Annotated in this window: 14 protein-coding genes; 3 read left to right on the top strand and 11 right to left on the bottom strand. The window is 70.8% G+C overall.

Annotation, left to right across the window (positions count from 1 at the left end; all coding sequences use genetic code 11):
- The 9 genes from LQ222_RS07285 to LQ222_RS07245 all read right to left on the bottom strand — a co-directional run.
- On the bottom strand, nt 1-286 hold a 286-nt coding region (locus tag LQ222_RS07285; protein ID WP_230165462.1), incomplete at its 3' end, for a hypothetical protein.
- 290 nt (nt 287-576) lie between these two features.
- Entirely contained in the window at nt 577-963 is a 387-nt protein-coding gene (locus LQ222_RS07280; RefSeq protein ID WP_230165460.1) for a hypothetical protein, read from the bottom strand.
- A gap of 91 nt (nt 964-1,054) precedes the next feature.
- The gene (locus LQ222_RS07275; RefSeq protein WP_230165458.1) at nt 1,055-1,891 is read right to left on the bottom strand and encodes an ABC transporter permease; all 837 of its coding nucleotides are present in this window, start codon (nt 1,889-1,891) and stop codon (nt 1,055-1,057) included.
- Complete coding sequence (locus LQ222_RS07270) at nt 1,888-2,820, bottom strand: ABC transporter permease (protein WP_230165457.1); 933 nt, start codon at nt 2,818-2,820, stop codon at nt 1,888-1,890. The genes LQ222_RS07275 and LQ222_RS07270 overlap by 4 nt, the downstream gene beginning before the upstream one ends.
- Nucleotides 2,817-3,140, bottom strand: coding sequence for a hypothetical protein (locus LQ222_RS07265; protein ID WP_230165455.1), 324 nt, complete (start codon nt 3,138-3,140; stop codon nt 2,817-2,819). The genes LQ222_RS07270 and LQ222_RS07265 overlap by 4 nt, the downstream gene beginning before the upstream one ends.
- A 70-nt stretch (nt 3,141-3,210) precedes the next feature.
- Nucleotides 3,211-3,600 carry a VOC family protein gene (locus LQ222_RS07260; protein WP_230165454.1) on the bottom strand — a complete coding sequence of 130 codons (390 nt, stop codon included), beginning with the start codon at nt 3,598-3,600 and terminating at the stop codon, nt 3,211-3,213.
- Nucleotides 3,600-5,213, bottom strand: coding sequence for a peptide ABC transporter substrate-binding protein (locus LQ222_RS07255; protein WP_230165452.1), 1,614 nt, complete (start codon nt 5,211-5,213; stop codon nt 3,600-3,602). Before LQ222_RS07255 ends, LQ222_RS07260 begins: the two co-directional genes overlap by 1 nt.
- A 50-nt stretch (nt 5,214-5,263) precedes the next feature.
- A complete protein-coding gene (locus LQ222_RS07250; RefSeq protein WP_230165451.1) occupies nt 5,264-5,968 on the bottom strand; it encodes a hypothetical protein in 705 nt (234 codons plus the stop codon).
- 73 nt (nt 5,969-6,041) lie between these two features.
- The gene (locus LQ222_RS07245) at nt 6,042-6,755 is read right to left on the bottom strand and encodes an orotate phosphoribosyltransferase (RefSeq protein WP_230165450.1); all 714 of its coding nucleotides are present in this window, start codon (nt 6,753-6,755) and stop codon (nt 6,042-6,044) included.
- Nucleotides 6,756-6,818: 63 nt separating this feature from the next.
- Between LQ222_RS07245 and LQ222_RS07240 the strand changes: the two genes are divergently transcribed.
- Entirely contained in the window at nt 6,819-7,748 is a 930-nt protein-coding gene (locus LQ222_RS07240) for a mitochondrial fission ELM1 family protein (RefSeq protein WP_230165449.1), read from the top strand.
- Here the strand turns inward: LQ222_RS07240 and LQ222_RS07235 are convergent, their stop codons facing one another.
- Together LQ222_RS07235 and speB are read right to left on the bottom strand one after the other, a co-directional pair.
- Nucleotides 7,749-8,213 carry a CAP domain-containing protein gene (locus LQ222_RS07235; RefSeq protein ID WP_230165448.1) on the bottom strand — a complete coding sequence of 155 codons (465 nt, stop codon included), beginning with the start codon at nt 8,211-8,213 and terminating at the stop codon, nt 7,749-7,751.
- A gap of 262 nt (nt 8,214-8,475) precedes the next feature.
- A complete protein-coding gene (speB, locus tag LQ222_RS07230) occupies nt 8,476-9,372 on the bottom strand; it encodes an agmatinase (RefSeq protein WP_230165447.1) in 897 nt (298 codons plus the stop codon).
- A gap of 66 nt (nt 9,373-9,438) precedes the next feature.
- On the opposite strand from speB, the gene LQ222_RS07225 reads away from it, so the two are divergent.
- On the top strand, nt 9,439-10,605 hold the full coding sequence (locus LQ222_RS07225; protein WP_230165446.1) for a pyridoxal phosphate-dependent aminotransferase: 1,167 nt from the start codon (nt 9,439-9,441) through the stop codon (nt 10,603-10,605).
- Nucleotides 10,606-10,740: 135 nt separating this feature from the next.
- A complete protein-coding gene (locus LQ222_RS07220; RefSeq protein WP_230165445.1) occupies nt 10,741-13,809 on the top strand; it encodes a hypothetical protein in 3,069 nt (1,022 codons plus the stop codon).
- Nucleotides 13,810-13,822: the final 13 nt, after the last annotated feature.

Genomic DNA, 13,822 nt, shown 5'->3' with positions numbered 1-13,822 from the left:
CGCCGCGGGTCCGGCCGGAAGCCGACGCCGTCTGCGTGCCGCGGCGGCGCGTGCTGGCCTCGGTGCGCTGGCGGCGGGTCGAGTTCGCCTCGCCGCGGTTGCGGCGCTGGCGCTGCGCCTCGGTGCGGCGCGTGCGGCGGCTGGAGGTCGCGCGTGGCGCCTCGGCGGCGCCGGAGGTGGCCTCGGTGGTGGCGGGTGCGCGGGTACGGCTGCGCGTGGCGTCGGCGGTGCTGAAGCTGCCGAGGGCGAGCAGCAGCCCCGCGGCGAGCACGATGGTGCGGAACATGGCGACGAGGTCCTTTCGGCGAGGCGGATGACAGGACGACTCGGTCGGGGGCCCGCAGCTTCCTGGGCGGGCTATTACGCCTGTTGTCCTGTCTCAGCCTTCGCCGCCAAATGACTGATTCGCCATGTTTGGTGCGTAGCGGTTCTGTCGCATGCGGGTTGGCGAAAGCCGACCGCCTGGCGCGCGAACCCCGGGCGCCGGCCGCGCCCGGACGGCGGCCGCGCCGCCAGGTGCCTGTTTTCGCGACCATCGCGACCCGACCGGGTGGGGTTACCCGGTCGGGACCTGGTCTATTGCCGCAGCGCCATCCGCGCCTGGCGCACCGACTTCAGCGCCTTGCCGGGATGGCCGTCGCCCAGGTCATGCGCCGCTTCGCGCAGGTGGGCGGCGAGCCATTCGACATGGGAGGGCTGCGGCGCGCCGCGCATGGCATCGAGGCTCATGCGCGTGCCGACCAGGCCGAGCGCGGTGCCGGCGGCGGCGTTGCGGCCCTCGAGCAGGTCCTCCTCGACCTCGGCCAGCAGGCCATCGAGCAGGCCATGCGGGCCCTCGACGCGGGTCGGCAGCCGGCGCGTCGGGTCGTAGGGGTCGATCTCCGGCAGCTTCGCCTCCGAGGCCGGGAGGCTGATGTGCGACAGGAGGTCGAAGATCGACTTGGCAAGCGGCGTATTCGGCATGGTCCCTACGGCTGTCCCTGGCTGCTGGTCCGGGGCGGTCGCCCCACTGTCGCGGTGGGCCGTGGGCCTGCGGCCCTGGCCTCGGCGCCTTCTATAGCCCGTGGCCCCGCCGGCGCACACCATCCGCGACGAGGGTGCAGCCGGCGACCGTCGCCATGATGGCGAGGCCCGGCCAGACCGCGGCCCAGGGGGCGGAGAAGACCAGCTCCTGCGCATTGGCCAGCATGTTCCCCCAGGAGGGCGCCGGCGGGGAGATGCCAAGGCCGAGGAAGGACAGGGTGGATTCCGCCAGGATGGCGCCGGCGACGGCCAGCGCGGTCGCGACGGCGATGGGCGGGACCAACGCCGGCAGCACATGGCGGCGCAGGATGCGGGCTTCCGATGCGCCCAGCGCGCGCGCGGCGCGCACATGGTCGCGCGAGAGGGTCGCGAGCGCGGCCGCGCGGGCGAGGCGTGCGACGCCCACCCAGCCGAAGACCGCGAGGATGACGACGATCCGCAGCACGTCGCCGGCGGCCTCGCCGCGGGCCGGCAGGCCGAGGCGCGACGGGTCGGCGGCCGCCAGCAGCACCAGCAGCGGCAGGGCGGGCAAGGCGAGCATGAAGTCGGCCAGGCGCATGATGAGCGCATCGGCCGCGCCGCCGCGCCAGGCGGCGAGCAGCCCGGCGGTGGTGCCGATCAGCGTGGCCGCCAGCGCCGCCGCGAGCCCCACCGCGAGCGAGACACGCGCCCCGTAGAGCAGCCGCAACAGGATATCCCGCCCGAGATCGTCGGTGCCGAGCGGATGCGTGGAAGATGGCGGTTCGAAGCGCGCCATGAGGTCGGGTGCGAAGGGGTCGTGGCCGAGCGTGGCGGCGACGAAGGGTGCGGCGATGGCGCCCAGTGCCAGCGTGCCGAGCAGTGCCAAGCCCAGATGCAGGCGCGTCATCGCTCGCGCAGCCGCGGGTCGAGCGCGCGCTGCGCGAGATCGGCGCCGAGCGTGGCGAGCATGGTGGTCAGCGCCACCAGCAGCAGCGCGACCAGTGCCAGGTTGGTGTCGTTGCCCATCACCGCGTCGTAGAGCAGCTTGCCCATGCCCGGGCGCGCGAAGACCGTCTCGGTGACCAGCGCGCCACCGGCCAGCGCGCCGACATCGAGTGCGGCGATCTGAAGCACCGGCAGGGCGGCGTTGGGGAAGGCGTGGCGGACCAGCACGCGCGCTTCAGACGCACCACGCGCGCGCGCCGTGCGGATCCAGGGCTCGGTCAGCGTTGCTTCCAGGCTTGCCGCCGAATGGCGCGCATAGGCGGCAAGGTGCGCGACGGCGAGGGTGGCGACCGGCAGCACCAGGTAGGCCAGCCCGGCGCCAGCCTCGGGCGCGCCACCCGCCGGCAGCCAGCCGAGCGTCACGGCAAACAGGATGATGAGCAGGATGCCGAGCCAGAAGGTCGGCATCGCCTGGCCCATGACGGCGATGGCGTCGACGCCGGGTGCTGCGCGCGGGCGCGAGGCGGCGAGGGCGCCCAGCGCCACGCCAAGCGTCAGCGCGATCAGCAGCGCGGAGCCGGCGAGCGCCAGCGTGGAGAGCAGCGCCGGGCCGAGCAGCGATGCGACCGGCTGGGCGAACAGGCGCGAATAGCCGAACTCGCCCCGGACCAGGCCGGAGGCCCAGGCCAGGTAGCGTTCCGGGAAGGGGCGATCCAGGCCGTGCAGCGCGCGCATCCGCGCGGCGTCCTCGCTGGTCAGGCGCGGGTCGCCGGCGATGGCGACCTCGATCGGGTCGCCGGGCATCAGCGCGATGAGCGCGAAGGCGCAGAAGGAAAGGATGGCCAGCGTCACCGCGATCTGCGCGAGGCGGGTGGCGAGGATGCGGGTCATGGCGTCGCTGGCTGGATGACCCATCCGAGGATCATCCAGCCGCCCGAAGCGGCCAGAAGATGGAGAGCCGCACATGCCAGCATCTTCATGTGCGTCTCCACGGTCAGTTGCCGCCAAGAATTGGCCACTGCCGGATCGAAAGTTCCGGGCCACTGATATGCGCCGCTCCAAATTCGCGAAATCGGGTTGCTGGCAACCGACGCGAATTCGATGACGGGGACGGATCGGTCAGTGCGGCGCCAGACATGAAGCGTGACAAGAAAGCCAAACACTGCCTGCAGCAGCATGTTCGCGAGGACATAGCCGAAGAAGAACGTCACCGGCGCGTTCCTATCGATCCGCGGGTCCCGGTCCGCCGGCGCGATTCACGCGGCGATGGCTCGATGCGTGTCATCGCGCACGATGATAGACGGCCTCAATTCGATTGCCATCCGGATCGCACAGGAACGCCGCGTAGTAGTGGTTGTGGTAGTGCGCCCGAAGCCCCGGCGCGCCGTCATCTGCGCCACCATGCGCGAGGCCTGTCGTATGGAAGGCATCCACCGCCGCGCGGTCCGGCGCGCGGAAGCACCAGTGGCGGCGGTCGGCGTGGATCGGCGCTCCGGTCGCACGGATGGTCAGGTAGGTGTGGCTGTCGTCCTCGGCGCTGTTGCGTGTGCCGTACCCGATGGCGTCGGGTTCGCGCCACACGCAGGGCACGCGCAGCGCCGCCATCACCGAATCGTAGAAGCGTGCCGCGCGCGCCAGGTCGCTCACGGTGATGGAGACATGGTCGAGCATCAGCGCACCCGCCATTCCTCCGCCCAGAGCGGCGAGGCGTTGAGGTGCCCGGTCGGGCGCACGCCATCGAGCCATTGCGGCCAGACATGCGCGTCCGCACGGAACCACAGCGGGATGGAGGGCAGTTCCTCGGCGTAGATCGCCTGCAGGCGGCGCCACATCTCGCGGCGCCGTGCTGCGTCGAGCTGTTCGGGGATGGTGTGGGTCAGCACATCCATCTCGGCATTGCGGAAGCCGCCGTAGTTCTGGCCGGACCAGTTGCGCTCCTCGCGCGGGATTTCATCCGAGTGCAGCGACGACCGCGGCACGGATTCCGGCGCGCTGATCCAGGCGAACAACGCGAGTCCCTGGAAGCGGCGGCGCGACAGGGTCTCGGCGAAGAACACGCGCGGGGGTTCGTTGCGGATGCGCGCCTCGATGCCCGCGGCGCGCCACATCCCTTGCAGCACCTGCTGCACCTGTTCACGCGCGCGGTTGCCGGCGGTGGTCATGAATTCCAGCGACAGGCGCTCGCCGGCAGCGTTGCGGCGGATGCCGTCGGGGCCGGGGGTCCAGCCGGCCTCGTCGAGCAAGGCACGCGCGCGGGCGAGGTCGAAGGGGTGGCGCAGCACGTCCGGGTCGTGCATCGGGTCGAGCGGATTCACCGATGTATGCGCCACCGGCTGGCGGCCACCGAACAGGCGCTCGGTGATGGTCGCGCGGTCGGTCGCGAGCAGCAGTGCCACGCGCACGCGGCGGTCCGACAGCGCGACATGGTCGTGGCGCAGATCCATGTGCTCGTAGATCAGGCCAGGCTGGTAGGTGAAGCGGAAGCGGTTGCCGGTGCGCCGTTCCAGCGCAATGGCCTGTTCGATCGGCAGGCCGAGCTCGCCCGCGATCATGTCCACCTGGCCGGCGAGCAGCTGCGCCTCCAGCGCCGGCGTGTTCTCGACCGTGCGGATGGTGATGCGCCGGAAGTGCGGCACGGTGCCGGACCAGGCCGGGTTGCGGTCCAGCGTGACGGAGGCGCCGGGCTGCACGCCGGTGATGCGATAGGGGCCGTTCCACAGCGCGGGGTTGGTGGTCTCGGTGTCGTAGGCGGTGCGGGTGCGATAGGCGCGCGGGTCGGCCTGCCAGCGTGCGCGCTCGATGTGTGCCGGCAGGGGCTGGAAATCGCCCATCGAGGCGTATTCGAAGGTCACGCGGTCGAAGCGCAGCGTCACGGTGCGCGGGTCCACAACGATCAGTTCGTAGGCGCTGCGGTAGAATTCGGCGGGGCCGAAGCCGGTGGCGGCGTCGCGCCCGGCCTCCCAGGCGAAGCGGAGGTCCTCGGCGGAAACCGGCGTGCCGTCGCCCCAGCGCAGGCCCTCGCGCAGGCGGTAGGTGACGCGGATGCCGGGCTTGCCGTCGGGGGTGGTTTCACGTTGCGCGCCGCCGTTCTCCAGGCTGGGCAGCGTTTCGCAGGACAGGCACGCCAGCCGCCAATCGGCGCCGTAAGCAGTCAGCGGGCGGCGCGCGAAGCCCAGCACGTAGGACTTCGCGGCCATGTTCTCGATGTTGGGGTGGAAGGTCGAGGGGTATTGCGTGAGGCCGATGGTGAGCGTGTCGCGCGCGGGCTGTGCCGCAGCGGGCATCACTGTCGCCGCGGCGAACGCGCAGAACATCATCAAGCAGCGAAACACGCTCATCGCGCTCGATCCGCAATATGCTCGACGAGAACGCGCTGAGCACCCCTCACCATTGCGAGTGCGCTGATCTGGTCGCTTCGAGATGCGGAGAGTTCTGCTATCTGGCGCAATGTGCAAAGGGCAGTGTCGTCACTAACGAAGATCGAGCCTTCAGAATTGTCGTAGGCTAGGATCCAGCGAGGGCAAGACGCATCAGCGTTACGCCAGAATTTCTGGGGGCGCTTCCGCATTAAGGCGTCCTGGACGTCCGACTGCCACAGCCTCTCAGCGGCATCACCGTTCCATTCGCGGAGGCCGGTCATTTCGCCGTTGGCACCATAGCGTGCACCGATCGGTGTGATGGCCGAGGGGTCGCTACATGCCTCGTGATCCAATGTTCGTTGGAAGTCTTCGGCACCGACCTCGGTATGCTCGATCGCGACCGTCAATGCCCCGCTCTCTGAGCACAATAGGAAGTCTGGAGCCTGCTGGCGGACAAGCATCGCGGGAAAGAGTGACGGCTGGTGAATGACTAAATGCTCTAGCAGGGCCAGGATGCCGACACGCTCTCGATGCCAGTTCTCGCGACCGCATTGGCGATCGGGAACTTCGCGAGGAAACGCCTGAAGCGCGGATACACCTTCTTCGCCGCCGACAACCCGATAGGTCGAACGCAACGAGAGCATCCATTCGCGCCTGAACGGAAGCGTGGTGCCGCTCACGGTCTAGCGACTTCCGTCAGCTGTTATGTAGCCGACCGCGCTGTCTGAACGATGGTCGCTCCGCATAGCTGCCCTACTCCGCCCCCTCCTTCGCCCGCGCCTCCCCCACGCCCCCATGCGCCACCGACCACGCCACCGGGTTCTCCAGGAACTTCCGCACTTCCTTCAGCGCGGCGTCGGAGAAATACGGCTTCTCCCGGCACACTTCGAGCACGTCCCACCAGGTGCACAAATGATGCAGGTTCAGCCCCATCTCCTTCAGCTTCTCGAAGGACCCCGGGAAGACGCCGTAGTAGAACACCACGAAGGTATGGTCGCAGACCGCCCCGGCCTCGCGCAGCGCATTGGCGAAGCGGATCTTTGAACCACCATCCGTCGTCAGGTCTTCGACCAGCAGCGTGCGCTGGCCGACCGGCACCTCGCCCTCGATCAGCGCGTTGCGGCCGAACCCCTTCGGCTTCTTCCGCACATAGGCCATCGGCGCCATCATCCGGTCGGCGATCCAGGCACCGAAGGGAATGCCGGCCGTCTCGCCGCCCACCACCACGTCGATCGATTCGTAGCCGACATGCCGGCCGATCTTCTCGACGCCCAGTTCCATGATGCGGTTGCGCGCGCGCGGGAAGGAGATGATCTTCCGGCAGTCGATATAGACCGGCGAGGCCCAGCCGCTGGTGAAGGTATAGGGCTCCTCGGGCCGGAAGTTCACGGCCTTGATCTCGAGCAGGATGCGCGCGGTGGTCAAGGCGGCGTCGCGGTCCCAGTCGGAGGCGTGCAGCGCGGTCATGGCGGTTCGTCCTGGTGGTGGTCCTGTGTCGCACCGTCGTAATCGGCGGGGCGCGCCGCGTCCATGACGGAACGGGTCTGGGTGCTGGCCGACCCGCGGGCGGGCACGGCGGCGCAGGCGCTGGGCATCGCCGAACGGCTGGGCGAGCCCTTCCGCACGGTGCCGCTGGCATGGGGGCCGCTGGCGCGCCTGCCATTGCGCTGGGGCACGCTGGCGGGGCTGGCGCCGGCGGCGCGCGCGGCCTTTGCGGGGCCATGGCCGGAACTGGTGGTCTCGGCCGGCCGGCGCTCCGCCCCGGTGGCCCTGTGGCTGGCCGCGCGCGGCGTGCGCACCGTCCACTGCATGCGCCCGCGCTTCGGCGAGGCGCGCTTCGACCTGCTGGTCGCCGGGCGCCACGACACCCCGCCGGCGGCGGCGAACATCCTGCCCATCCTGGGCGCCACGCACCGCATGTCGCCCACCCGCCTGGCTGCCGCGCGGGCGGAATTCTCCACCTTCGCCGATCAGCCCCGCCCGCGCGTGGCCTTGCTGCTGGGCGGCCCGCCGCGCGCCGAGGGCATGGCGCCCGCCACCGCCGCCGCCATCGCCGCCTCCGTCGCCGGCTTCGCGGGCAGCGTGCTGGCCACCGGGTCGCGCCGCACCGGCCGCGCGGCCGAGGACGCCGTGGCGGCCGCGCTGGCGCCCGTGCCGTATCGCCTGCATCGCTGGGGGGATGCCGGGGCGAACCCCTATGCCGGGATGCTCGCCTGGGCCGATGCGGTGGTGGTGACGGGGGATTCCGTCTCGATGCTGTCGGAATCGCTCGCCACCGCCGTGCCGGTGTTCATCGCCGATCCGGGTGGGCTGGGGCCGCGGCACCGGCGCCTGCACGGCAGCCTGCTGGCCGCCGGCCAGGCGCGGCTGCTGGCCGATGCCCCCGCGCCCTTCGCACGCGCCGCGCTGGACGAGACCGGGCGCGTCGTGGCCGCCATCCGTGACCGCGGCCTGGCCTGATCAGCGCGGCGCGGCCAGCACCATGGTCCAGAAATACCGCGGGATATTGCCCGCCATCATCCCCGGCCCCGCCGCGAAGCCGAGCCCGACCTGCGTGACATCGGCGGCCAGGATGTTGTCGCGATGCCCCGCGCTGCCCATCCAGCCGGCCATCGCCTGGCGCAGGTCAGGGTAGCCGGCGCCGACATTCTCCCGCGTGCTGCGCCAGGCATAGCCCGCCCGCGTCACGCGCGCCGCCGGGTCGGATCCGTCGCCGCCGCGATGCGTCAGCTGGTCGCGCCGCAGCATGTCGATGGCATGCGCCAGCGCCGCGCGCGACAGTCGCGCATCGAGCGTCAGCGGCGCGCGGCCGGCGCGGGCGCGGATGGCATTGACCTCCGCCAGCATGGCCTGTTGCAGCGCCGGGTCGGCAGCCTGCGCGGGCAGCGCCAGCAGCATCGCGACAAGCAGGATGATCGCCTTCACGCCCGGTTCCTCGATCGACGCCTCATGCGCCGGTAACGCACGGCGTGCCGATGGCATTCCGATGGCGGCGTCGTTCGCGCGGCGCGGGCGGCCTGTGGTGGCGGTACGGCCAGGCGATGGCAGGCGCCGCTGGCCGTCCGTGGGCCCGTAGCGCGCCAACGGCGGCAGTGTGCCCGGCGCCCATGCGCCAGCCGCGGCGCCAGCCATGGCCGCATCGTGAACCGGCCTGCACAGATCGGCCTGGCCGGCGGTTGGCCTGCCCTCAACCCCGTGCCGCGAGCAGCGCCAGGTATTCCCACCCCATCGTCGCCGCCGCCAGCGCGGTGATCTCGGCCACGTCATAGGCCGGCGCGACCTCGACCACATCGGCACCGCGGAAGTCGATGCCGGCCAGGCGCCGCAGGATGCCCTGCGCCTGCCAGGTCGCCAGCCCGCCGACCTCCGGCGTGCCGGTGCCCGGCGCGAAGGCGGGGTCGAGCCCGTCGATGTCGAAGGACAGGTAGGCCGGCCCGTCGCCCACCACCGCGCGCACCTGCGCGGCGATGGCGGCCGGCGTGCTCTCGTGCACGTCCTGCGCCGGCACGATCGTCACCCCCTGGCCGCGCGTCCAGTCGAACATCTCGGGCCAGGCGGGCGCGCGGATGCCGATCTGGATCATGCGCTTCGGCGCCACGAGGCCCTCGGTGATGGCGTGCCAGAACACCGAACCATGCGCGAAGGACTGGCCGAAATTGTCCTCCGACGTGTCCAGATGCGCGTCGATATGCACCAGGCCGACCGGCTGGCCGATGCGCTTCACCAGGGCGCGCAGCAGCGGCAGGGTCACGCCGTGTTCGCCGCCGAAGGCCAGCAGGTGGTTCAGCCCGGCGGCCTGCGCCTCGATGCGCGCCAGGCTGGCCGGGATGTCGCCCAGCGCGATCTCGAATTCGCCGAGGTCCGACAGGTCGAGCCCGGCGGGGTCGACGCCGGTGACCGGGTGGCGCCCGTCAGTCAGCATGCGCGCCGCGGCGCGGATGGCGCGCGGGCCGTCGCGCGTGCCGGCGCGGTTGGTGGTGCCGATATCCAGCGGGATGCCGGCGACGCAGACCGCCGCGCCGCGGTCGCCCGCCCGCGCACCGAGGAAGGCATGGGGGGCGGCGAAGGTGATGGGCGTGTTCATGGCGCGCTCCATGCCCGCCGGCGGGGCGGCCTGTCCAGCGGGCTCTGCGCCGGCTAGATGCGCCCCATGACGCCCTTCGCCCCCGCCCCGCGCCCCGCCCTCGATGCCATCGAGGGATCATTGATCCGCGAGGTCTCGGAGGCCGGGCGCGGCATCCCCGGCCTGATCCGCCTGTTCTTCGGCGAGCCCGACACGGTGACGCCGGATTTCATCCGCGACGCCGCCAAGGCCGCGCTGGATGCCGGGGAGACCTTCTACGCCCCCAATGCCGGCATCGCGCCGCTGCGCGAGGCGGTGGCGCGCTACCTCACGCGCCATGGCCGCCCGGTGGGCGCGGATCGCGTCGCCATCACCGCCTCCGGCGTCAATGCGCTGATGCTGGTGGCGCAGGCGCTGCTCGACCCCGGCGACCGCGTGGTCATCCCGATGCCGGCCTGGCCGAACATGGACGGCATCGCCCGCGTGCTGGGCGCGCAGGTCGCGCCGGTCGAACTGCGGATCGAAAACGGCGTCTGGCGCGCCGACCTCGATGAACTGCTGGTGGCGATCACGCCGGCCACGCGCATGGTCTTCCTCAACAGCCCGGGCAACCCGACGGGCTGGACGCTGACCGCCGAGGAACAGCGCATCATCCTCGATCATTGCCGGCGCACCGGCACCTGGATCCTGGCCGATGACGTCTATGAACGCCTGTATTTCGCCGGCGATGCCGCGCCGTCCTTCCTGTCGATCGCGACCGACCAGGACCGGGTGGTGTCGGTCAATTCCTTCAGCAAGTCGTGGTCGATGACCGGCTGGCGGCTGGGCTGGATCGTCGCCCCGCCGGCGCTGATGGACGCGATCGCCAAGCTGAACGAGTTCAACATGTCCTCGGCCCCCACCTTCGTGCAGCATGCGGGTGTCGTGGCGCTGGACCAGGGCGATGGCTTCGTGGCGCAGACGCAGGCGCGCTACCGGGCGGCGCGGGACCTGGCGCATGCCATCCTGTCCGCCGTGCCGGGCGTGACCGCGCCGCGGCCGGATGGCGCGATGTACCTGTTCCTGCGCGTGGCGGGCTGCACCGACAGCGTCGCGCTGGCGACATCCCTGCTGCGGTCGGCGGGCGTCGGCCTGGCCCCCGGCGCGGCCTTCGGCGCGGGCGGGGAGGGCCATCTGCGCCTGTGCTTCGCGCAGAGCGAGGACCGCCTGCGCACCGCCTGCACGCGCCTGGCGCAGGCGCTGCGGCCGGGCTGACGGCGCCTGCACACCTTGTGTGCGCCACATCACGGCAGCGTGAAATCATTCATGACACGCCGGCCCTGCAACGGGCATCCTGCACCGTGACGATGGCGTATCGGGCGCCCTCATCACGCAGGACGGAGCGTCTCCATGGCCGTGTTCGCCTTCAGCGCGCTGACCAACCGGCAGCACATCGCGTATGACCCCGCGGTCGATGTGCTGAACATCGACGTGGTGGGCGCGACCGCCGCCAAGGTGCGCTTCGTGCAGGTCGGCGCCAATATCGCCGTCACCTTCGGGGCAAAGACGATCTACCTTGATGGTGTCAGCCTGGCACAGCTCGATTCCGACCTGTTCGCCTTCGCCGGTGGGGGCGACCTGCTGGTGGGCGATGGGCAGCCGGGGCGCTTCGATGATTTCCTCGGCGCCGACTACAGCGGCGTGCCGGCGCTGGCCGGCGGCATCCTGCAGATCCAGGGGCTGGAGGGCGCCGACCTGATCGCCGGCGGTGCCCTGGGCGACCTGCTGGTCGGCAATGGCGCGATGACGCTGCTGACGCATGTGTCGCGTGTCGGGACCACCGGCGCGCCGACCGCGAGCTTCGCGCCCACCATCTCCGCCGATGGCCGCTTCGTGGCCTTCGAGGGCGGCTGGACCGGGTTCGGCAGCACCAGCAACAGCGCGACCGACGTGCTGGTCAAGGACATGACCACCGGCACGGTCACGAACGAACACAAATCCGCCGCCGGCGTGGCGGGGCTGTCGGGTTCGGGCGATGCGGTGATCTCCGCGGATGGCGGCTCGCTCGCCTTCGTCAGCACGTCGCAGCTGCTTTCGCCGGCCGGCACGCCGAGCAACACGGTGTTCGTCGCGAGCACCACCTCCGCCGCGATCGAGGCGGTCTCGCGCAGCGCGGGCGGCGTGCTGGGCAACCTGGGTGGCGCCGCGCCGGACCTGTCGGGCGACGGGCGCTTCGTGGTGTTCGAAAGCCGGTCGTCCAACCTGGTCGCCGGCGGCAACAGCAGCTTCGAGGACATCTTCCTCAAGGACCGCGACACGGGGGCGATCACGCGCGTCTCGACCAGCCTGGCCGGCACCGACGGCAATGGCGAGAGCCGCTTCGCCAAGATCTCCGTCGATGGCCGCTACGTCGTGTTCCAGAGCGCCGCGAGCAACCTCACCGCCGGCGATACGAACGCACGGATCGACATCTTCCTGTTCGACCGCACGACCGGCACGCGCACCAACCTGACCGAGGCGACCGCCGGGCAGTTCGACAGCCTGCGCCCCGACGTGGCCTTCTCCGACGGCTATGGCGGCGTCGTGGTGTTCGACACCACCAAGGCGCTGGAGGCCGGCGACACCAACAACGCGAACGACGTCTATGCCTACGACATCGCGACCGGCGTCTTCACGCGCGTGTCCGAGACCGCCTCGGGCGGGCAGGTGGCGCTCGGCAGCCAGGATGCCTCGGTCTCGGGCGATGGGCGCTTCGTGGTGTTCCGGTCCTTCTCGGACGGGCTGGTGCCGGGCGACACCAACGGCTTCGCCGACGTGTTCGTGAAGGACCTGTTCACCGGCGCGATCGCGCTGGTCTCGCGCACCGCCACCACGCAGGCGAACCAGGCGAGCGGCGCGCCGCAGATCTCATTGGGTGGCGACTGGATCGTCTTTGAATCCGGCGCGTCCAGCCTGGCCGGCACCGACGGCAACGGCACGCTGAGCGACATCTACCGCGTGTCGAACCCGCTGCTGTTCGACACGCTGCGCGGCGCGGCGGGCGACGATACCTATGTGATCAACCGCAAGGACGTGATCGTCGAACTTGCCAATGGCGGCATCGACAAGGTCGAGAGCTCGATCAACTACACGCTGGGTGCCAATATCGAGAACCTGACGCTGACCGGGCGCGCCAACCTGCTGGGCATCGGCAATGGCGCCAACAACATCATCGCCGGCAATGCCGGCAACAACCGCCTGCTCGGGCAGGCTGGCAACGACACGCTGAATGGCGGGCTGGGCAACGATACGCTGGAAGGCAGCATCGGCAACGACCGGCTGCAGGGCGACGGCGGCACGGACAGCCTGGTGGGCGGCAATGACAACGACACGCTCGATGGCGGCACCGGCACCGATACCGCGTTCGGCGGGACGGGAAATGACCTGTACGTGGTCGATGACGTCACCGACATCGTCAGCGAGGCGGGCGCCGCGAGCAACGGCAGCGACACCATCCAATCCTCGGTGAGCTGGACGCTCGAATTCGCGCCGACGATCGAACACCTGGTCCTGACCGGCACGGCCGGCCTCGGCGGCGCCGGCAATGCGGTGGCCAATATCATCATCGGCAATGCGGGTGCCAACGAACTCAGCGGCGCCGACGGCAACGATACGCTGCGCGGCGAGGGCGGCATCGACACGCTGGTGGGCGGCAACGCGGATGACGTGCTGGATGGCGGCGCCGGCGGCGATTCCATGGCCGGGGGCAATGGCAACGACCTCTACATCGCCGACGACAGCATCGACATCACGATAGAACTGGCCGGCCCCGCGGGCGGGATCGACACCATCCAGTCCTCCGTGAACTGGGTGCTGCAGGCCAATTTCGAGCACCTCACGCTGACCGGGATTGCGAGTTTCGGTCGCGGAAACCAGGCCGCCAACATCATCACCGGCACGGCCTTGACCAATTCGCTGGTCGGCGACGCCGGCAACGACACCATCGAGGGCGGCGGCGGCGGCGATTTCCTGACCGGCGGCGCGGGTTCGGACCGGCTGACCGGTGGCACGGGCGTGGACAGGTTCACCTTCGACAGCCGTATCGGCAGCGACATCGTGACCGACTTCGTCTCGGGGGCCGACCGCCTCTCGGTCAGGATGGCCGCCATCGCGATCGGCGATGGCGATACCTTGGTCGAAGGCACGGTGGTGAGGGGCGCGCCGGGGGGCTTCGGCGTGGGGGCGGAAGTGGTGGTCTTCACCGCCAATGGCGGCGCGCTGGACGCTGCCGGCGCCGCGGCGCGCATCGGGTCGGCCACCGGCGCCTATGCGGTCGGTGACAGCAGGCTGTTCGCGATCGACGATGGCGTGTCGAGCGCGCTGTTCCTGTTCACCGCGGCGGATGCGAATGCCGCGGTCTCGGCTGGCGAGCTGTCGCTGGTCGCGACGCTGCAGGGCACGGCGGCGACGGCGCTGACGGACTACGTGTTCTTCCTCTGACCACCGGGCTTCC

Source organism: Roseomonas sp. CECT 9278, from assembly GCF_918698155.1.
Taxonomy (GTDB): domain Bacteria; phylum Pseudomonadota; class Alphaproteobacteria; order Acetobacterales; family Acetobacteraceae; genus Neoroseomonas.
Note: the sequence above shows the minus strand (reverse complement) of the source record. Positions and strands in the feature narration are given on the sequence as shown.